The sequence below is a fragment of the Streptomyces sp. NPDC058464 genome (genome assembly GCF_042721035.1).
GTDB lineage: Bacteria > Actinomycetota > Actinomycetes > Streptomycetales > Streptomycetaceae > Streptomyces.
Genome location: NZ_JBHXMA010000044.1, coordinates 24,580 through 43,927, shown reverse-complemented (window position 1 = coordinate 43,927; position 19,348 = coordinate 24,580). Strand labels below are relative to the sequence as shown.

Here is a 19,348-nt window from a genome sequence, read left to right as displayed (position 1 = left end):
GGCGCCATCTTGACACGGCTGGAGCGTCGTTCCAACATGGAACAGCATTCCATTATGGAATGTCGTTCCAGACCCGGGCCTGAACCCTGAGAGGCCGGCCCCTTCCCCGGAGGAGTCACCATGCGCACGCCCGTCACGCCCGTCACGCCCGTCACGCCCGTCACGATCATCGGAGCCGGACTCGGCGGTCTCACGCTCGCCCGCGTCCTGCACGTCCACGGCATCCCGGCCACCGTCTACGAGGCGGAGGCCTCCGCGACGGCACGCCCGCAGGGCGGGATGCTCGACATCCACGAGCACAACGGCCAGCCGGCGCTCCGGGAGGCAGGCCTCTACGAGGAGTTCCGCGCCCTCGTGCTGGAGGGGCGCGAGGCGACCCGGGCCCTCGCCGCCGACGGGACCGTCCTGTTCGAGGAGGCCGACGACGGCACGGGGAGCCGCCCCGAGGTGCTGCGCGGCGAGCTGCGCCGGATCCTGCTCGAATCGCTGCCGCCCGGCACCGTCCGGTGGGGCCACAAGGCCGACGGCGTCCGCGCCCTCGGCGAGGGCCGCCACGAGGTGACGTTCGCCGACGGCACCGTCGTCACCACGGGCCTGCTGGTCGGCGCGGACGGCGCGTGGTCCCGGGTCCGCTCGCTGCTGTCCGCCGCCGTACCCGAGTACACCGGCACCTCGTTCGTCGAGACCTACCTGTTCGACGCCGACCTCCGGCACCCGGCCGCCGCGAAGGCGGTCGGCGGCGGGGCGATGTTCGCGCTCGCGCCGGGAAAGGGGATCCAGGCCCACCGGGAGACCGGCGGTACCCTCCACACCTACGTGGCGCTGCGCAGGCCGCAGGAGTGGTTCACCGCGGCAGGCTTCACCGATCCGGCCCCGGCCGCCCCGGCCCCGGCCACCGAAGCCACCCCGGCCACCGCGGTCGCCACGCGGATCGCGGCGGAGTTCGACGGCTGGGCGCCCGAGCTCACCGCTCTGATCACCGACGCGGACACCGCACCGGTCCTGCGTCCGCTGCACACCCTGCCCGCCGGGCACCGGTGGGACCGGGTGCCGGGGGTGACCCTGCTCGGCGACGCGGCCCACCTGATGATCCCGAACGGCGAGGGCGCCAACCTGGCCATGTACGACGGCGCCGAACTCGGCAAGGCGCTCGCCGCGCACCCCGACGACACCGAGGCCGCGCTCACCGCGTACGAGCGGGCCATGTTCCCGCGCAGCGCCGCGGAGGCCGCCGACGCCGCCGAGCTCCACGAGCACATGTTCGGCGACGACTCCCCGCACGGCCTGATCGCCATGTTCACCGGAGCCGGAGCCGGAGCCGGAGCCGGAGCCGGAGCCGGAGTTCAGCCGACCGCGTGAGCGTCGATCATGGCCCGGCCGACCCCTCGCCCCGTACGAAGACCGGCTTGAGGTGTTTCTCCGGGAGGGCCTCCGGCAGTTGCTCCCAGTCCAGGACGTGGGAGACGACGCGGGCCGGGTCGACCTTGCCCGAGCCGGCCAGGGCGAGGGCGTCGGGGATGTGGGCGCGGACGTTGTCGCGGGCGACGCGGAGGGTGACGCCGGTGAGGTACATGTCGAGGAGGGGGAGTTCACCGGGGCGGAAGTGGTTGCCCGCGGACTCGCAGATGCCCTCCGGGGCAAGGGACTTGACCGCGAGGGCCAACTGGTCGACGCGGCCCGTCGCCTCCACCGCGATGTCGAAGCCGTGGTGGACGGGCGGGTCGAGGCTCTCGGCCGTGGCGGCGCCGAAGCCCCGGGCGATCTCCCGGTGCCCTGGGTCGGGGTCGACGTAGAGGACGCTGGACGCGCCCAGCGCGCGGGCGATGTCGGCGACGTACAGACCGATGCTGCCGCGGGCCACCACCAGCACCCGGGCGCCCGGCCTGCTCCTCAGGTGCGGGGCCACCAGGCGCCAGGACAGCGACCAGTTGTCGCTCGCCGAGGCCATGGCCACCGGGTCGAGGCCGGCGGGGAGCGGCACGAGCATGGCGTCCGCGTACGGGACCCGGACCAGGTCGGAGAAGAGGCCGCCCCAGGTGCCGCCGATCGGGGCGCCGTACATCGCCATGTGCGGGACGGCCGAGCAGTGGGCGGTGCGTCCGGCGCGGCAGTGGTCGCAGCCGCCGCAGCTGATGGACCAGGGGACGACGACCAGGTCGCCGGGGCGTACGACGGTCACCGCGTCGCCGGTCTCCACCACCCTCGCCACGCACTCGTGGCCCAGCGCGAAGGGCGGCTCGATGAAGCTGTGTCCCGCCAGGATCGCGGTGTCCACGTCACACGAGGTCGCCGCCACGGGGGCCACGATCGCCTCCCCGGCGCCGCGCAGCCTCGGGTCCGGGGCCTCACGCCACTCGACAGTGTCGCGGGCGACGTAGGTCAGTTCACGCATCGGCCCGCGCACCCTCCGCCAGCGCCACCAGGTCGGCGTACCGGACGACCGAGCCGCCCGCGCCCCAGGTGCCGTCCGGCTGCTCGTGCACCAGGACCCAGACCCGCAGGGCGTCGGCGGAGGTGAGACCGGCCGCCGTCAGGACGGTGCGGGTGGCGTCCTCGACCAGTCCGGCCCGGCGCCGCTCGGACAGCGCGCCCGCGGGAACGGTGACGTCCACCAGGAAGCGGGGCGCGTCGTCCTCGGCGGTGGTCTGGGCGCCGTCCGGCAGTTCGACGAGGTGACTCCAGGCCTGGGCGCGGAAGAAGGGCGTGTCGGGCGCGCCCTCCCAGCGCAGCAGTACGGCGGCCAGGTCCCGCTGGACGGTCCTGCGGCCCTCGTCGGTGAGCGAGCCGGACGGGGCGGTGAGCCGGATCAGGGGCATGGGTCTCCTCCATGACGAAGCAGCGGTTATGACGATCGTTATAGAGCGAGGTCACGCTAGACTATGACGAGCGTTATAGCCAGAGGGGTCGGAGGAGCCGGAGGGAGCGGGAGCTTGGCCAAGTCCAGTGCGCCGTCGCGGGATCGCATCGTGGCCGGTGCGGCCGACCTGATCAGCCGGCGCGGTCTGAACGCCACGAGCATCCGTGAGCTGGCCAAACACGCCGACGCGCCGCTCGGTTCGACGTACCACTACTTCCCCGACGGCAAGCAGCAGCTCGCGACGGAGGCGGTGCGGTACGCCGGCACGGCCGTCGAGCGGCTGCTGCGCAAGGAGCTGGCCGCGGGTCCGGCGGCCGGGCTGCGCGCGTTCCTCGGACTGTGGCGCGGGATCGTCGTGGCGAGCGACTTCCGGGCCGGCTGCCCCGTCCTGGCCGTCGCGGTCGAGGAGCCGCCCCCGGGCGACGACGTCCCGCCCGCGCTCGCCGCGGCGGCCGAGGCGTTCGAGGGCTGGGAGGGGCTGCTCGCCGGTTCCCTGCGGGAGCACGGAGCCGACCCCGACCGGGCCGCGGAGCTGGCGACCCTCGTGGTGGCCTCCGCGGAGGGCGCGATCGCCATGTGCCGCGCCGCGCGCGACACGGCGCCGCTGGACCGGGTCGCGGGCCGGCTCGAAGCACTGATCGAGGCCGCGCTCGGCGGTCCGGCCGGGTGAGACGCCCGGCCCCGCCCGGCGGCGGGGTCCTCGCGGACGCCGCTCCCGCCTGTCCCGCCCGGCGAGTCAGGCCACGCGGCGCAGCCCCGTGACGAGCAGGCCGACCAGGCGGCGGGCGTCGTAGCCGGGGTCGTGCTCCGCGCCGATGCAGAGGTTGCCGACGCCGCGCATCAGCTCGTACGCCGTCAGCGGGGCGTGGATCTCGCCGGCCGCGGTCGCCGCGTCGAGGAGCTGCGTGCAGGCGGGGACGAGGTGGTCCAGGAAGTAGGTGTGGAGGGTGTCGAAGCCCGCCTGGTCGGAGTGCAGGGCGGCGGCGAGGCCGTGCTTGGTGGCCAGGAAGTCCACGAACAGGTCGATCCACTCGCGCAGCGCGTCGTACGGGGTCGGGGCGGAGGCCAGCAGGGCCGGACCGGCCTCGGCGCAGGCGTCCACCTGGTGCCGGTAGACCGCGATGATCAGGTCGGCACGGGTCGGGAAGTGCCGGTAGATCGTCGCCGTGCCGACACCCGCGCGGGCCGCGATGTCGCGCACCGGCGCGTCCACGCCCGACGCGACGAACGCCGCCGCGGCCGCCTCCAGCAACGTCACCTCGTTGCGCCGGGCGTCCGCCCGCCGGGGCCGGGTCGGCCGCTGCTCATCCTTCATCGTCGCGATCCCTCATCGTTGCGCACCCTTCGGCCGTCACCCTATCGGGGCGTTGTCAAACGGGACAGTGTTCCGTATTGTCGAAGACGTGAAACGGGACACGGTCCCGTTTGGGGCAGCTGTCCTTCCGTCATGTGAGGAGACTCGGTCATGCAGTACCGCACCTTGGGCCGTACCGGCGTGCAGGTCAGCGCGCTCGGGCTCGGCGCGATGAACTTCGGGGCGATCGGGCGTACCACCCAGGAGGAGGCGACCGCGATCGTCGACGCCGCCCTGGAGGCCGGGATCAATCTGATCGACACCGCCGACATGTACGGGCAGGGCGAGTCGGAGGAGATGGTCGGCAAGGCCATCGCCGGCCGTCGCGACGACATCGTGCTGGCCACGAAGGCCGGCATGCCGATGGGGGACGAGCGCAACCACCGGGGCGGTTCACGGCGGTGGCTGGTCACCGAGCTGGAGAACAGCCTGCGGCGGCTCGGCGTCGACCACGTCGATCTCTACCAGATACACCGCTGGGACCCGGCCACGAGCGACGAGGAGACCCTGTCGGCGCTGACCGATCTGCAACGCGCCGGGAAGATCCGTCACTTCGGCTCCTCGACCTACCCGGCGTACCGGATCGTGCAGGGCCAGTGGGCCGCCCGCGAGCACCACCTGAGCCGGTACGTCACCGAACAGCCCAGTTATTCGATCCTCCAGCGGGGCGTCGAGTCCCATGTCCTGCCCGTGACCGAGGAGTACGGGATGGGCGTGCTGGTGTGGAGCCCGCTGGCCTCCGGCTGGCTGTCGGGCGCCGTGCGCAGGGGCCGGTCCATCACCACCAGCCGCGCCGGTATGCTGCCCGACCGCTTCGACCTCACCCTGCCGGCCAACCAGGCCCGGCTCGACGCGGTGGAGCGGCTGGCCGCCGTCGCCGACGGGGCCGGGCTGACCCTGATCGAGCTCGCCCTCGGCTTCGTGACCGCGCACCCCGCCGTCACCACCGCCCTCATAGGCCCCCGCACCCCTGAGCACCTGCGCTCCCAGCTCGCCGCCGCCGACACCGTGCTCCCCGCCGATGTGCTGGACGCCATCGACGCGATCGTCGCCCCCGGCACCGACCTGGCCGCACACGAGAAGTACGACACCCCGCCGGCCCTCCTCGACCCGGCACTGCGCCGCCGCGGCCCAGGTGCGCAGAGCAGGTCGGCCTAGTCCCGGCGCCGGTCACCCCCCTTCGCCGAAGCGGGCGATCGCCGCCAGGGTCGTCCGCCGCAGCGTGGGACTGCCGGTGTGGCCCGCGTCGTCGATCACCTTCAGTTCCGCGTCCGGCCAGCCCTTCGCCAGCTCCCACGCGGTCTTCAGCGGGCTGCCGATGTCCAGCCGGCCATGGATCAGCACCCCCGGAATACCGGCCAACCGGTGGGCGTCCCGCAGCAGTTGACCATCCTCCAGCCAGGCGTCATGGGCGAAGTAGTGCGCGCAGATGCGGACGAAGGCCATCAGAGAGTCGTCGGGCCGGTCGCTGTAGGCGCCGGGACTGCCCAGCACCTCGTGGGCGATGACGGCGTCCTCCCAGGTGACCCAGGCACGGGCCGCGGCGACCCGAACCGCGGCGTCCGGACTGTTCAGCAGCCTGTTGTAGGCGACGACGAGACTGCCGTCGCGGTCGGCGGGCGGCAGGGCGTCGCGGAAGGCCTCCCAGGGGCCGGGCAGCAGGCGGCCCACGCCGTGGTAGAGCCAGTCGGTCTCCTCGGGGCGGGTCATGGTGACACCGGCGATGACGATCTCGGAGACCCGCTCCGGGTGGCGTTCGGCGTAGGCGAGGATCAGCGTCGAGCCCCAGGAGCCGCCGTAGAGGAGCCAGCGTTCGATGCCGAGGTGCTCGCGCAGCCGTTCCATGTCGGCGATCAGATGGTCGGTGGTGTTGTGCGCGAGGCCGACCGACGGGTCGGAGGCGTGCGGCCGGCTCTCGCCGCAGCCGCGCTGGTCGAAGAGGACGACCCGGTAGACCTCGGGGTCGAACATCCGGCGGCTCCATCGGCGCCCCCCGCTGCCCGGGCCGCCGTGCACACACAGGGCCGGCTTCCCCTCCGGGTTGCCACTGGTCTCCCAGTAGATCCGCTGGCCGTCGCCGACATCGAGAAGACCATGGGCATACGGCTCGACGGGCGGGAACTCCTCGGCCATGAGGCTCTCCTTCCGGAAGGGGGCAGGAACAGCCTTACATCTTGGCCGAGTTGGCTTGGCTAGTTGGCTTCGCTGGTCGGTTTCGCCGAGTTGGCGGGGGAGAGGGCCGCGAAGGCCCGGGGCGGCGCCGGCCCGGGCCTTCACCGGGGGTGTCAGGAGAATCAGGAGAAGAGCAGGCGCCAGGTCAGCGGGCCGGGAGTGCCGTCGGCGTCGCCGCGGAGTTCCGTGCGGGACTTCTGGAAGTCCCGCACGTTCAGCCGGTCGGCGTCGCCCCAGGTCCGGCTCGGGCCGACCTTGTAGTGGTCGCCGAAGCCGCGCTTCACCAGCTGCTTGCCGAGCTTGAGGACATAGGAGTTCGAGGCCCCGGTCACGAAGAACTTGCGGCCGGGGAAGGCGGGGACCTTCGGCTTGGTGGTGGTCTTCGGCTCCGGGTCGTCGTCCACGTCCAGGTCGGCCTTCGCGTACTTGACGATCCGGGCGAAGTCGATGGCACCGGGGTCGCCGTGGACGTTCTCGGGGACGTGCATGTGCCCGCACACACCCTTGAAGTCCGTCCACTGCGCGCCCGTCATCCGCTGGCCCGCGCCGTCGCCGTACGACGAGGGGTAGGCGGGCCAGGACTTCGGGCCGGACAGCGCGACGCCGTGCTGCTCGTGCATCCAGGCCAGGAAGTCGGCGACCCCCTTCAGGGCCCAGTCCGGCGCGTCCGGCCAGTAGACGTGGTCGTGGCCGGCGGACGTCCACTTGGCGTGGCTCTTCGGGTCGCAGGTGCCGGTCAGTTCGACCTGGCACACGTTCATGGTGTTGGTCTCGACGCCGCCCTTCAGATTGACCAGCGCGCGGGAGGAGGTCTCTATGTCGAAGTGCTGGTACCACTTCAGCTTCTTGGCGGCGAGGTCGGGCACCGCCGTCAGATTGGGGGCGGTGGCCCCGCCGTCGTAGGTGGGCAGGCTGTAGCCCTCCGTGGTGTGCAGGACGACGACGTTGACCTCCATCGGGTCTCCGCCGAAGTCGTCCTGGTACCAGTTGGCGCGGCTGGCGCCGGGGTAGCGCTGGGGTCCCGTCTTCGTGCTCATCACGACTCCTGAGGTGCGTGTGTTGCCGGGGATCGGCTGATCCGCCGGAGAGATGGAGAGCTGTGGAGGGGGGTGGCAGGGGTGGCAGAGGTGGCAGGAGTGACAGGGGGCGGGCCCCGGTCAGGGAGGCGTCGGCGCCGTCGGGCCCGCCGCCCGGCGGTGCCGGTCGAGGCGGGCCGGGTCGCTGTCGTCGCGGCCCGCGAGCGTGCGGGCGAGGGCGGCGTGCCGAAGCTGCCGGGCCGACGGGGTCTGGGTGCTCAGCACCACGTCGCGGGGCAGCTCGGGCAGCCGGTAGCGGCCGGCGCCGGCCGCGCCGGGATCGGCGTCCCAGACCAGGATCCGGGCGGTCACCGCGGCGTCGATCAGGTGCAGGAGCTCGTCCGGGGCGACGCCCTGGACCGCGGCGAGCAGGTCGAGGTCGAGCCGGTCGCCGTCGGCGGCCGCGTAGGTGAGCATGGTCCGGGCCGCTTCGGGGAGCTCGACCAGGCGGTGGTGGACGATGTTGCGGACGGCGGCCGGTACCTGGGCCTCCGGTCCGAGGCGCCGGTGGGGCGGGAGCTTGAGCAGCTCGGCCAGGGCGAACGGGTGCCCCTCGGCACGCCGGTGCAGCGCGGACGCCGCCTCGGGCGGGGCCTCCTCGCCGCGCGCCGTGAGCATGTCCGCCACGTCGTCGGAGGTCAGCGGCTCCAGGGTGAGCCAGGCCGCGCCGAGCAGGGCCAGTTCGGCGAGCAGCGTGCTGGAGACGGGGGCGTCCGGGTTGCGCAGGGTGCACACGAACAGCACCGGGGCTTCCCGCAGCACCTGGGCGAGCCGCCGCAGCAGACGATGGAAGCCCTGCGGCGCCCGGTCGAGGTCGTCGACGACGACGAGCGTGGGCGCCTGGGTGAGTTCGCGGACGACCGTGGCGAGGGGGTCCTTCTGCGCGACCTCGTCCTCGGCGGAGTCCTTGCCGTCCTGCCGCAGCGCGTCCAGGAGCTGGACGGTGGGACAGGTCTGGACGATCCCGCGGTTGCCGCTGAGCGCCTGACCGGCCCGGGTGCGGGCGACGGTGAATCCGGCGGCCTCGGCACGGGCGGCGGTCTCCTCCACCAGCCGGGTCTTGCCCGCCCCTTGCTCGCCGGCGACCACGGCCCAGTGGGGGCGGTTCGCGGTCGCCTCCGACAGCAGGGCGGACAGCTGCGCCATCTGTTCGCCGCGGCCGGCGAACGGCGCGGCCGTGGCGGCCGGTCGCGGGTGGGTGCAGGCGGCGGTGAACTCGGGCCCCGGGGGCGGTGGCTGCGGCCCGGCGGCACCGAGGACGACGACGTCGTGCCGCAGGATCGCGGTGTGCAGGTCCCGCAGCCGGGGGCTGGGGTCCAGCCCGAGCTCCGTGGCGAGCATGTCGCGGAACCGCTCGTACCGCTTCAGCGCCTCGACCGGCCGTCCGGCCGTGTAGAGGGCGCGCATCAGCAGCGCCCAGGAGGTCTCCCGGAGCGGGGCCCTGAGGACGAGGCTCTCGGCGACGTCGATCGCCTGCTCGGTCTCGCCCTGCTGGACGAGGAGCGCGGCCCGCAGCTCCCTGGCGTCGTGGAGGGCGCCGTCGAGCCGGGTGCGCTCACGGATCGCGAAGGCGTGCTCACCGGCCTCGGCCAGGGCCTCGCCGCGCCACAGCCCGAGCGCCGTGTCGATCTCCTGCCGGGCGAAGGAGAACTGACGGTTCCGCATCGCCTCGCGGGCCCGGCCCACGCCGTCCTCGAAGAGCACGGTGTCCCGGGCCTCGCGGGGCAGTTTCAGGGCATACCCGGAGGTGCCGCTGACCAGCATGGCGGACCTGCCCTGCCGTACCGGGTCGAGGACCGAGCGCAGCCTGCTGACGTGGGCGCGCACCGAGGAGGCGGCGCCGGTCGGCCGGTCCGACGGCCACAGGTCGCGCAGGATCGTCTCCTGCGAGACGGGCCGGCCGTCCTCGACGAGCAGCCGCAGCAGCAGCAACCGGCGCTGCCGGGGCCCCAGGTCGAGGGGCACGTGGTCCCGGAGGACCTCCACGGGGCCGAGCACGCCGAACCGCATCTCCTGTCCTGGCCGGGGGTTCATCGGGTGGCTCTCCTGGGCGGTACGGGGCGCGCAGATACGTCACCGCTTCATGTGACGGTTAGGCAAAGCAGTCAATCAATGGTTCGTTGCCCGGGTGTTGTCGGGTTGTTGTTCGCCGCATTGTTCGTGGTGTTGTTCGTGGTGCGGGCGATGGTACGGCGGGCCAAACCCGTACTCAGGTCGCCCCCGGGGCATCCGGACGGCCGGTCTGAGTACGCGCACTCTGTCCGGTCACCGGCCCGGAAGGAACGCTGGGGGCATGCGACTTCACAAGCCCGTGCTCCGGGCGTCGGTGCCGGTGTGCGTTCTCGCCGGTGTGTCGGTGGCGGCCTGGGCCGCCTGGCTGGGCTGGGACCAGCAGTACGACGTACGGCCCGACGGGTCGACCAGTGGCCCGTACGCGGTCTGGCAGGTCGTCGGGCTGGTCCTCACCCTGCTCGTGCCCGTCTGCTGGGCGGCGGCCCGGGGCCACAGCGCGGCCGCCGTGGGCGGTACCACCGCGGGGCTCACCCTCGCCGCCTGCGTCGACTGGGCGGACGACGCCAGCGGGCTCTTCGTGGTCGGCGTGGTGCTGGTCATGGCCGGGACGTTCGTCGCCACCGCCGTCGTCTCCGCCGTGACCGACACCCTGCGGCGGGACCTGCCGCTGACCCGGTGAGTCAGGCGGACAGCGGCTGTTCCGCCCAGATCGTCTTGCCGGTCGGGGTCTGGCGGCTGCCCCAGCGTTCCGAGATCTGGGCGACCAGGAGCAGGCCGCGGCCGCCCTCGTCGTAGACGCGGGCCCGGCGCAGGTGGGGGGCCGTGCTGCTGCCGTCGGAGACCTCGCAGATGAGGGACGCGTCGCGGATCAGGCGGAGGGCTATCGGGCCGTCGCCGTAGCGGACCGCGTTCGTGACCAGTTCGCTGACGATCAGTTCGGTGGCGAAGACCGTGTCCGTCAGGCCCCACGCCTCCAGCTGTTCGCAGGCCATCTTCCGGGCCCCGGCGACGGCGGCCGGGTGCTGGGGGAGCTGCCAGGTGCGGACCTGCGCGGTGTCCAGGGCGGCGGTGCGGGCGAGCAGCAGGACGATGTCGTCGGCCGGGCGGCCGGTCAGGACCGTGCGCAGGACGTGGTCGCAGGTCTCCTCCAGGGGCGCGGCCGGGTCGGCCAGGGCGCGGCGGAGCAGGCCGAGGCCCACCTCGATGTCGTGGTCGGCGGTCTCCACCAGGCCGTCGGTGTAGAGGGCGAGCACGCTGCCCTCGGCCAGGTCCACCTCGGCGGACTCGAAGGGCAGGCCGCCGAGGCCGAGCGGCGGGCCGGCCGGGAGGTCGAGGAAGCGGACGTCGCCGCCGGGGGTGACCAGGGCCGGCGGCGGATGGCCGGCGCGCGCCATGGTGCAGCGGCGGGTCACCGGGTCGTACACGGCGTACAGGCAGGTCGCGCCCACCTCGCCGGAGGACGCCGCCTCCGTCCGGCCGGGCACCTCCGGGCCCTCCTCGCGGTCGAGGCGGATGACCAGGTCGTCCAGCTGGGTGAGGAGTTCGTCGGGGGCGAGGTCGACGTCCGCCAGCGTCCGCACCGCGGTCCGCAGCCGTCCCATCGTGGCCGAGGCGTGGATGCCGTGGCCGACGACGTCGCCGACGACCAGGGCGACCCGGGCCCCGGAGAGCGGAATGACGTCGAACCAGTCGCCGCCGACGTCCGCGCCGGAGCCGGTGGGCAGGTAGCGGTAGGCCACCTCCGTCGCCGCCAGGCCCGGCGGCCGGCCGGGCAGCAGGCTGCGCTGCAGGGCGAGGGCGGTGCGCCGCTCGCGGGTGTAGCGGCGGGCGTTGTCGACGCTCACCGCGGCCCTGGCGACGATCTCCTCCGCGAGCCGCTGGTCGTCCTCGGTGAAGGACTCGGGCGTGCGGTGCCGCAGGAAGTGGGCCAGGCCGAGGGTGACGCCGCGGGCCCGCAGCGGGACCATCAGCACCGAGTGGATCATGTGCCGGGCGACGGAGTCGGCGCGGGCCTGGGAGGTCCTGAGCCACTCCTGCATGCCGGGGTCGCCGGGCCGGTGGCGGGTGCCGTGGCCGGCCAGCAGGGTCCACATCGGAGGCGTGTCCACCGGGTAGCGGAACGCGTCGCCGGGGTCGGCCACCGCCTCCGGGCAGCCCTCAAGCACCGACCGCTGTGCCGTACGGCGCACGGCGACCGGCTCGCCCGGTCTCAGCGGCTCCGGCTCGTCGCCGAGGGCCACGGACTCCAGCAGGTCGACGGTGACGAAGTCCGCGAACCCGGACACGGCCACCTCGGCCAGCTCCTCGGCGGTGCGGGTCACGTCCAGGGTGGTGCCGATGCGCATGCCGGCGTCGTTGAGGACGGCCAGGTGGCGGCGGGCCCAGTACTGCTCCGTGGTGTCGAAGACGACCGCGGACAGGCCCTGCACCGTGCCGTGCTCGTCCTTGAGCGGGGAGAAGTACATCGACCAGGAGTGCTCCCGGGTCTCGCCGGGCGCCTGGGCGTGCTGCTCGTGGAAGATCGTCCGCCCGGTGCGCAGGACCTGCCGCTGGAGGCGGTCGTACTCGTCGAAGGGGAAGCTGGGCTCGATCTCCGACAGGGTCAGGCCCCGCATCTCCGCCGCGGGCAGGCCCATGATCTGGGACATGACGTCGTTGGCGGCGACGAACCGGGCATCGCGGTCGTAGATCGCCACCGGGGTGGGCAGCTGGGCGAGCGTGAGGTCCCACAGGGTCGCCGCGCCCGGCTGGTCCCGCCCGGTCACGGTCGTCGGCGCGCCACCGGTGACCAGCCAGAGCGGCCTGTCGCCGGTGTCCGCGAGCGGGATTCCCTGGAGGCGTACGACGACCCGGTCGCCGTTGCGGTGCCGCAGCGCCACCTCGGTGGACCACCGTTGCCCGTCGGCGAGGTGCCGGCGCGCGGACGGGGGCAACTCGGCGGCGAGCAGCATCCGGGTGGAGCGGCCGCAGACCTCGGCGGGTTCGTACCCGAGCAGCCGCCGGGCACCCGCGCTCCACACCAGGACCACTCCGTCGGCGTCGACGACGACCGCCAGGTCCTCCGGTATGCGTCCTTCCATGGTGCCTCCGGACGTCCGGGTACCCGTCCCGGTACCCCGCCCCACCCCGTTCCCAGGATCCCGCCAGGCGGTGCTCCGCTCAACCGGCACAGGGACGCGCGGCGCCGCCGGACAGGCCCTGGGCCGGCCCTAGGCCCGCGCCCGCCCCGCCGCCGCCCGTCGGGCCAGGGCGTCGAAGACCACCGCGATCAGCAGCACCCCGCCGGTGATCATGAACTGGACCGCGGGCTGGACCCCCAGCAGCGCCATGCCCGAGGCGATCGACTGGATGATGAGGACGCCGAGCAGCGCCGACCAGGTCGAGCCGCGGCCGCCGAAGAGGCTGGTGCCGCCGATGACGGCGGCGGCGATGGCGTTGATCAGCAGCATGCCGGAGCCCGGCACCGTGGTCGCCGAGGTCAGCCGGGAGGCCACGAACAGGCCGCCCACCGCGGCCAGCGCGCCCGAGACGAGGAAGACGGAGACCCGTACCCGGGCCACCGCGACACCTGTCCGCAGGGCCGCCTCCGCGCCGCCGCCGAGGGCGAGGACCTGGCGGCCGTAGGCCGTGCGGCGCAGCAGGAGGTCGGAGGCGACGAGGACCGCGAGGAAGATCAGGAGGGCGAGGGGCAGGCCCTCGAAGCGGTCCAGGACGTAGGCGGCGGCGAAGGAGGCGACGGCGAGCAGGGCGGTGCGGACCCAGATCTCGGCCGCGGGCCGGTTCGGCATGTCGGCGGCGGCCCGGCGGCCGCGGTCGTGGAAGGAGACGGCGAGGTAGGCGGCCGTACCGAGCGCGGCGAGGCCGTAGGTGGCGACGGCGGCCGGGAAGTGGCGGCTGGTCAGCGCGGCGACCAGCCCGTCCCCGTCGAAGTCGATGGACCCCTCCGGGCCCAGCAGGTAGAGCATCAGGCCGTTCCAGGTCAGCAGCCCCGCCAGGGTCACGACGAACGCGGGCACCCCGGTCTTCGTGTACACGAACCCGTGGAAGGCCCCGGCGCCCGCCCCCACCGCGACCCCGACCAGCACGGCGAGCCACCCCGGCACCCCGTGGTTCACGTTCAGCGCCGCGAACAGGGCGCCCGACAGACCGGCCAGCGACCCCACCGACAGGTCGAGCTCCCCGATCAGCAGGACGAAGACGACACCGACGGCGACCATCCCGGTCCCGACGATGTCCACGCTGAGCACGGACAGGTTGCGCGGCGACAGGAAGTTCGCGTTGAGGCTCTGGAAGACCGCCCAGATCACGCCGAGGGCGAGCAGCACCGGGGCCGGACCGAGGCCGCCTTCGTGCAGCCGGCGGCGCGCGGTGTCCGCGTATTCGCGGACGCGGTCCTGTCGAAGACGGTCCTGTCGGAGACGGTCTTGTCGAAGGCGGTCCTGTCGAAGGCGGTCCTGTCCGAGGCGGCCCAGCCGGAAGCGGCCCAGCCGGAAGAGGCCGTGCCGGAAGCGTCCGGTGAAGGGCCCCCTCACGACCATCTCTCCCCGGGGTCGGCGGAGGGGCGGTGCCGGCCGGAGTGGTCCGCCGCGCCCGTGACGGAGGCGATGATCTGCTCCTGCGAGGTGGTGCCGACGTCGAACAGGCCGTTGTTGCGGCCGAGGCGCAGTACGGCGACCCGGTCGGCGACGGCCTTGATGTCCCCCATGTTGTGGCTGATGAGGAGGATCCCGGTGCCCCGGTCGCGGAGCTCCTCGACGAGGTCGAGGAGATGGTTGGTCTGTTCGATGCCCAGGGAGGTGGTCGGTTCGTCGAGAAGGAGCAGCCGGGGCGCGCTGAGGAACGACCGGGTGATCGCGACGACCTGCCGCTGGCCGCCGGACAGCGTGGCGAGCGGGGCCCGCACGTCCGGGATGTCGATGGGCAGGGTCCGCAGCAGCTCACGGGTGCGGCGCTCCATCTCGACCTCGTCGAGGACCCCGTACCGCTGGATCTCCCGGCCGAGGAAGAGGTTGCCGACGACGTCGAGGTTCCCGCACATGGCGAGGTCCTGGTAGACGGTCGCGATGCCGAGCGCCCGGGCGTCGTGGGGGCGTCGGATCTGGACGGGGCGGCCCTCCCACGCGATGACGCCCCGGTCCGGGGGACCGACCCCGGAGATCACCTTGACCAGCGTGGACTTGCCGGCCGCGTTCCCGCCGACCAGGGCGACCACCTCCCCGGCCCGGATCTCCAGGTCGACGTCGACCAGCGCCTGGACGGCGGCGAACCGCTTGGAGACACCGTGCAGCGCCAGCAGGGGCTGGACCACGGGCCACCACCTCCTTCCCCGGGCCCTATGAGGTGAGTCCGGCCTTGGCGCAGGCGGACCGCAGCTTGGGGGTGCATATCTGGTCGATCGTGTAGATACCGTCCTTCACCACAGTGTCCTTGATCGTGCCGGTCGTCACCGAGTAGGCCGGCAGCAGCACCGCCGGGATGTCCCTGGTGGTCGCGCTGTCGACGGTGGTGGCGGCGACGGATCCGACCGGCTCGCCGCGGCCCAGGGCGACGGCCATCTCGACGGCGGCCCCGGCCTCGGCCCGGTAGGACTTGTAGACGGTCATGTACTGCCGGCCCGCGACGATCCGCTGCACCGCCGTGAGGTCGGCGTCCTGGCCGGTTACCGGGGGCAGCGGCCGGACCGCGCCGGCTTCGAGCGCGGAGATCGCGGCACCGGCGAGGCTGTCGTTGGCGGCCAGCACACCGTCGATGTTGTCCGCGCCCAGGGCGGCGACGGCGCCGGCCATCTCGGTGTAGGCGTTGTCCGGCCGCCAGCCGGGGGTGTCGTACGACTTGCCGATCCGCACCTTGCCCCGCAGGACCGAGAGCGCGCCCCGTTCGAACCAGCCGGCGTTGGGGTCGGACGCGGCGCCGTTCACCATGACGATCTGGCCGCCGTCGGCCTTCGCCCCCATGCCCTGCAGCAGCGCCTCACCCTGGAGCCTGCCGATCGCCGCGCCGTCGAAGGTGACGTAACCGGAGACCGGGCCCAGAGCGAGCCGGTCGTAGGCGACGACCGGGATGCCGGCCCGGTGCGCGGCCTCCACCGACGAGCGCAGCGACCTGGGGTCGATGGCGGAGATGATCAGGACGTCGACGCGGCGGGTGATCATGGCGTCGAGCTGCTGTTGCTGGACGTCCGGCTCGGGGGTGGCCACGACGGCCGCGGCCGGGCAGTGCGGGCACAGCTGCTTCAGCTTCTGCTCGATGAACGGCCGGTCGAACTGCCCGAACCGCGAGGCACCGCCACCCGGCAGCAGCACGCCGACACTGAGGTCCGCCCCCTGCCCACCCCTGCCTCCGGTCCCGCCGCAGGCTCCGGTCAGCGCGAACCCGGCGCCGACGGCGACCGCGACGACCGCCCGGACGAACGGCCTCCGCCGCCCACCCGAAACGCCGAGACTCATGACGAGCCCCCTGCCCAGAGCAACGACCGGACCGGTAACCGGACCGGTAACCGGACCAGCAACCGAACCAATAACCGGACCCATGACCGACTCTTTGGGTGATGTGCCCAAGAATCACCCCATATAAAATGTCCGGTATCAGGGTAGTGAAGCCGTCACCCGGTGTCCTCGCGGAGGGCCCGGTCGATCGCGGCCAGCGCGCCGGTCAGCCGCGTGTAGTCGTCGGCGGTCAGGGGGCCGACGAAGAACTCCTCCACGACCCGGGCGTGCACCGCGGCCGCGCCCAGGAGCGCCGTCCGCCCCTCGGCGGTCGGCTCCACCAGGGCCACCCGCCGGTCCCCGGGGGACGGCACCCGCCGGACCAGTCGGGCCTCCTCCATGCGGTCGATCAGGCGGGTGGTGCCGCTGCTGGTGAGCGTGAGGCCGTCGGCCAGCTGCCGTTGGGAGATCTCCTCGCCGGACCGGCGGCAGAGCAGGATCAGCACCTCCAGCATGGTGTGGCTGATCCCGCACTCCCGGCGCAGCGCGCTGTCGATGCGCTGCTCCAGACGGGTGGCGGACGTGATCAGCAGCCCGAAGTCCCGGACGAGCGGACTGTTGGCGGCGCGGGCGGCGGCTTCGGCGTCGTGCCGGGGCGTGGAGTTCATCGCGACCGACCCTACTGCGACGGCACTCACTGCCGAGCTGATGTCTGCGCACTCAATTGCTGACTAGAGGATTACTGACTATGTGATTGCTGACTAGTCAATTAAATCGTACGGTGGGAGCACCGCGAGCGAGAGGAAGATCCGTGGATCTGCAGCACTGGCTCGGCCGAGCCACCGACGCGATACAGGAGTGGGCCGACACCTTCGGCCCCTACCGGCGCCACCCGTCCCTCGACGTCGCCGACGACCGCTTCGCGCCGGTCTTCGCGGAGTTCACGGACCGGCTCAAGGACAACTACCCCTTCTTCCACCCGCACTACGCGGGCCAGATGCTCAAGCCCCCGCACCCCGCCGCGGTGGTCGGCCACCTCACCGCGATGCTGATCAACCCCAACAACCACGCCCTGGACGGCGGCCCCGCCACGGCGAAGATGGAACGTGAGGCGGTCGCGCAACTCGCCGCGATGTTCGGGTACGACACCCACCTCGGCCACCTCACCACCAGCGGCACCATCGCCAACCTCGAAGCCCTCTTCGTCGCCCGCGAGCTCCACCCCGGGCGGGGCATCGCGCACAGCGCCGACGCCCACTACACCCACGGCCGTATGTGCCACGTCCTGGACATGACCAGCCACCCCGTCCGCACCGACGACCAGGGCCGGATGGACCTCGACGCACTGGCGGACGTCCTGGCGACCGGTGCAGTCGGCACCGTCGTCGTCACCGCCGGCACCACCGGGCTCGGTGCCGTCGACCCCGTCCACGAGATCCTGCCGCTCGCCGAACGCCACGGGGTCCGCGTGCACGTCGACGCGGCCTACGGCGGCTTCTTCACGCTCCTCGCCGGTGCCGCGGGCCCCGAGGGCCTGCCGCCCGAGCCCTGGCGGGCCCTCGCCCGCGCCGACTCGATCGTCGTCGACCCGCACAAGCACGGACTCCAGCCCTACGGCTGCGGCGCCGTCCTCTTCCGCGACCCCGACGTCGGCCGCTTCTACCTGCACGACTCGCCGTACACCTACTTCACCTCCGGCGAGCTCCACCTGGGCGAGATCAGCCTGGAGTGCTCCCGCGCCGGTGCCGCGGCGGCGGCCCTGTGGCTCACCTTCCGGCTCCTGCCGCCCACGCCCGACGGCCTCGGCCAGGTACTGGCGGCCGGGCGCCGGGCCGCCCTGCGCTGGGCGGACCTGATCGAGGCGTCGGACGCCCTGGAGCTCTACCAGCGACCCCAGCTGGACATCGTCACCTTCTTCCCGGCCACCGACCCGGCCGCCCTCACCGCGATCGACGCCGCCTCCGCCCGCGTCCTGACCGACGGCATGACCGCCTCCGAACCGGTCTTCCTCAGCACCCTCAAGGCCGACCGCGACGCCTTCGCCGCCCGCCACCCCAAGGTCACCGCGGACGCGGACGGCGCCCGGATCCTGCGCAGCGTCCTCATGAAGCCGGAGTCGGAGGACCACGTCGAGTACCTGCACGACCGGGTGGAGCGGCTGGCCAGGGGGACGACACCGGCCACCTGACGGCCGCACCGCGCCCGAAGGGCCGTACCGCCACCGCCGCCACCGCCACCGTCACCGCCGCCGTGCGGCCGTTAGTCTGGCCGCGGTTTTCTGTTATGCCGACGGCGTCGACCGACCCTCCCCTTGCATGAGCGACTTCTCACCCAGTGGACATGACGCGCAGACCGCCGTCGTCAGGGCCGCGCAGGCCGGCGACCAGCGGGCGCTCGACGTGCTCGTGGCGGACCATCTGCCCCTCGTCTACAACGTCGTCGGGCGTGCCCTGAACGCGCCCTCCGACACCGACGACGTCGTCCAGGACGTCATGCTCCAGATGGTCCGCGACGTGGGGCAGCTGCGCGATCCCGCCGCGTTCCGCTCGTGGCTGGTGGCGGTCGCGATGCGCCAGGTGCGCCGGCACTGGCGGCTGCGGCGGGCGGCGCCGCCGCGGGCCGACGCCGAGTGGCTGGACGAGACCGCGCAACTCGCCGATCCCGGCGCCGACTTCGCCGACCTCACCATCACCGTGCTGCACCTGTCCGAGCAGCGGCGCGAGACCGCCGAGGCGACCCGCTGGCTGGACGCGGAGGACCGCGAACTGCTCGCCGTGTGGTGGATGGAGGTGGCCGGGCAGCTCAGCCGCGCCGAACTGGCCGCCGCCCTGGAGATCCCGCCCGCGCAGGCGGGCGTCCGGGTGCAGCGGCTGAAGGCGCGCCTCGAGGTCGCGCGGGCGGTGGTGCGGGCGCTGGAGGCGGTGCCGCGCTGCCCGGACCTGGACGGGATGCTGTACGGCTGGGACGGACGGCCGAGCGGTCTGTGGCGCAAGCGGGTGGCCCGGCACACCCGTGAATGCCCGGCCTGCGCGGGGGTGTTCGACGGGGCCGACGTGGTCCCGGCCGAGCGGCTGCTGGCGGACCTGGCCCTGGTACCGGTCCCGCCCGTGCTCATCGCGCTGACGGCGGCGGCCCTGCGGGCGGGCGGCGGCAGCGGCGCGACGACCGCCGCGCACACGACGACCGCGACGCACACGACGACCGCGACGCACGCCACAAGCGCCGGGCATTCCACGACCGTCGGGCATTCCACGACCGTCGGGCATTCCGCGACCGCGGCGCACGCCATGTCCGCCGCGGAAACCACCCCGGTCGCGCAGGCCGCGTCCGCGGTCCGCGCCACCCGCGCCGCCCGTTTCGGACGCGCCGCCCGTTTCGGACGCGCGGCCAGGTCGGGCAGGGCGGCCAAGTCGGCCACTGCGGGGGTGTCGGGCTCGGGGGGCCGGCTCGG

Annotated in this window: 17 protein-coding genes; 6 read left to right on the top strand and 11 right to left on the bottom strand. The window is 73.4% G+C overall.

Annotated features, from left to right (window positions below):
- Nucleotides 1–120 precede the first annotated feature (120 nt).
- A complete protein-coding gene (locus tag ACFWPQ_RS41275) occupies nt 121–1,359 on the top strand; it encodes an FAD-dependent oxidoreductase (RefSeq protein WP_384047041.1) in 1,239 nt (412 codons plus the stop codon).
- Nucleotides 1,360–1,366: 7 nt separating this feature from the next.
- Here ACFWPQ_RS41275 and ACFWPQ_RS41270 read toward each other — a convergent pair whose 3' ends face one another.
- A complete protein-coding gene (locus ACFWPQ_RS41270; protein WP_384047038.1) occupies nt 1,367–2,392 on the bottom strand; it encodes a zinc-binding dehydrogenase in 1,026 nt (341 codons plus the stop codon).
- Nucleotides 2,385–2,816: a tautomerase family protein gene (locus ACFWPQ_RS41265; RefSeq protein WP_361297398.1), complete on the bottom strand. Its 432-nt coding sequence runs from the start codon at nt 2,814–2,816 to the stop codon at nt 2,385–2,387. Before ACFWPQ_RS41265 ends, ACFWPQ_RS41270 begins: the two co-directional genes overlap by 8 nt.
- A 114-nt stretch (nt 2,817–2,930) precedes the next feature.
- Between ACFWPQ_RS41265 and ACFWPQ_RS41260 the strand changes: the two genes are divergently transcribed.
- Entirely contained in the window at nt 2,931–3,527 is a 597-nt protein-coding gene (locus tag ACFWPQ_RS41260) for a TetR/AcrR family transcriptional regulator (RefSeq protein WP_384047035.1), read from the top strand.
- Nucleotides 3,528–3,593: 66 nt separating this feature from the next.
- On the opposite strand, the gene ACFWPQ_RS41255 is transcribed toward ACFWPQ_RS41260, so the two are convergent.
- The gene (locus ACFWPQ_RS41255; protein WP_384047032.1) at nt 3,594–4,172 is read right to left on the bottom strand and encodes a TetR/AcrR family transcriptional regulator; all 579 of its coding nucleotides are present in this window, start codon (nt 4,170–4,172) and stop codon (nt 3,594–3,596) included.
- Nucleotides 4,173–4,322: 150 nt separating this feature from the next.
- Between ACFWPQ_RS41255 and ACFWPQ_RS41250 the strand changes: the two genes are divergently transcribed.
- On the top strand, nt 4,323–5,369 hold the full coding sequence (locus tag ACFWPQ_RS41250) for an aldo/keto reductase (protein ID WP_384047030.1): 1,047 nt from the start codon (nt 4,323–4,325) through the stop codon (nt 5,367–5,369).
- A 12-nt stretch (nt 5,370–5,381) separates the two neighbouring features.
- Here the strand turns inward: ACFWPQ_RS41250 and pip are convergent, their stop codons facing one another.
- The 3 genes from pip to ACFWPQ_RS41235 all read right to left on the bottom strand — a co-directional run bounded on the left by pip (nt 5,382) and on the right by ACFWPQ_RS41235 (nt 9,493).
- Nucleotides 5,382–6,344 (bottom strand): prolyl aminopeptidase, encoded by a 963-nt coding sequence (gene pip, locus ACFWPQ_RS41245; protein WP_384047028.1) that lies wholly within the window; start codon nt 6,342–6,344, stop codon nt 5,382–5,384.
- Nucleotides 6,345–6,505: 161 nt separating this feature from the next.
- On the bottom strand, nt 6,506–7,420 hold the full coding sequence (locus tag ACFWPQ_RS41240) for a peptidoglycan-binding protein (RefSeq protein WP_384047025.1): 915 nt from the start codon (nt 7,418–7,420) through the stop codon (nt 6,506–6,508).
- A gap of 120 nt (nt 7,421–7,540) precedes the next feature.
- Nucleotides 7,541–9,493 (bottom strand): BTAD domain-containing putative transcriptional regulator, encoded by a 1,953-nt coding sequence (locus ACFWPQ_RS41235; RefSeq protein ID WP_384047023.1) that lies wholly within the window; start codon nt 9,491–9,493, stop codon nt 7,541–7,543.
- A 259-nt stretch (nt 9,494–9,752) separates the two neighbouring features.
- On the opposite strand from ACFWPQ_RS41235, the gene ACFWPQ_RS41230 reads away from it, so the two are divergent.
- Nucleotides 9,753–10,151: a hypothetical protein gene (locus ACFWPQ_RS41230; protein ID WP_384047021.1), complete on the top strand. Its 399-nt coding sequence runs from the start codon at nt 9,753–9,755 to the stop codon at nt 10,149–10,151.
- Nucleotide 10,152: 1 nt separating this feature from the next.
- Here the strand turns inward: ACFWPQ_RS41230 and ACFWPQ_RS41225 are convergent, their stop codons facing one another.
- The 5 genes from ACFWPQ_RS41225 to ACFWPQ_RS41205 all read right to left on the bottom strand — a co-directional run bounded on the left by ACFWPQ_RS41225 (nt 10,153) and on the right by ACFWPQ_RS41205 (nt 16,565).
- A complete protein-coding gene (locus ACFWPQ_RS41225) occupies nt 10,153–12,552 on the bottom strand; it encodes a SpoIIE family protein phosphatase (RefSeq protein ID WP_384047018.1) in 2,400 nt (799 codons plus the stop codon).
- Nucleotides 12,553–12,681: 129 nt separating this feature from the next.
- Nucleotides 12,682–13,827, bottom strand: a complete 1,146-nt coding sequence (locus tag ACFWPQ_RS41220) for a sugar ABC transporter permease (protein WP_384047142.1) — start codon at nt 13,825–13,827, stop codon at nt 12,682–12,684.
- Between the two features lie 173 nt (nt 13,828–14,000).
- Nucleotides 14,001–14,780 carry an ATP-binding cassette domain-containing protein gene (locus ACFWPQ_RS41215; RefSeq protein WP_384047015.1) on the bottom strand — a complete coding sequence of 260 codons (780 nt, stop codon included), beginning with the start codon at nt 14,778–14,780 and terminating at the stop codon, nt 14,001–14,003.
- A gap of 25 nt (nt 14,781–14,805) precedes the next feature.
- Nucleotides 14,806–15,918: a sugar ABC transporter substrate-binding protein gene (locus tag ACFWPQ_RS41210; RefSeq protein ID WP_384047012.1), complete on the bottom strand. Its 1,113-nt coding sequence runs from the start codon at nt 15,916–15,918 to the stop codon at nt 14,806–14,808.
- A 155-nt stretch (nt 15,919–16,073) separates the two neighbouring features.
- Nucleotides 16,074–16,565, bottom strand: coding sequence for a MarR family winged helix-turn-helix transcriptional regulator (locus ACFWPQ_RS41205; protein ID WP_384047009.1), 492 nt, complete (start codon nt 16,563–16,565; stop codon nt 16,074–16,076).
- 143 nt (nt 16,566–16,708) lie between these two features.
- On the opposite strand from ACFWPQ_RS41205, the gene ACFWPQ_RS41200 reads away from it, so the two are divergent.
- Nucleotides 16,709–18,085 carry a pyridoxal phosphate-dependent decarboxylase family protein gene (locus ACFWPQ_RS41200; RefSeq protein WP_384047006.1) on the top strand — a complete coding sequence of 459 codons (1,377 nt, stop codon included), beginning with the start codon at nt 16,709–16,711 and terminating at the stop codon, nt 18,083–18,085.
- A gap of 127 nt (nt 18,086–18,212) precedes the next feature.
- Nucleotides 18,213–19,348 (top strand): RNA polymerase sigma factor (locus ACFWPQ_RS41195; RefSeq protein ID WP_384047003.1); only part of this gene is annotated, 1,136 nt, incomplete at its 3' end.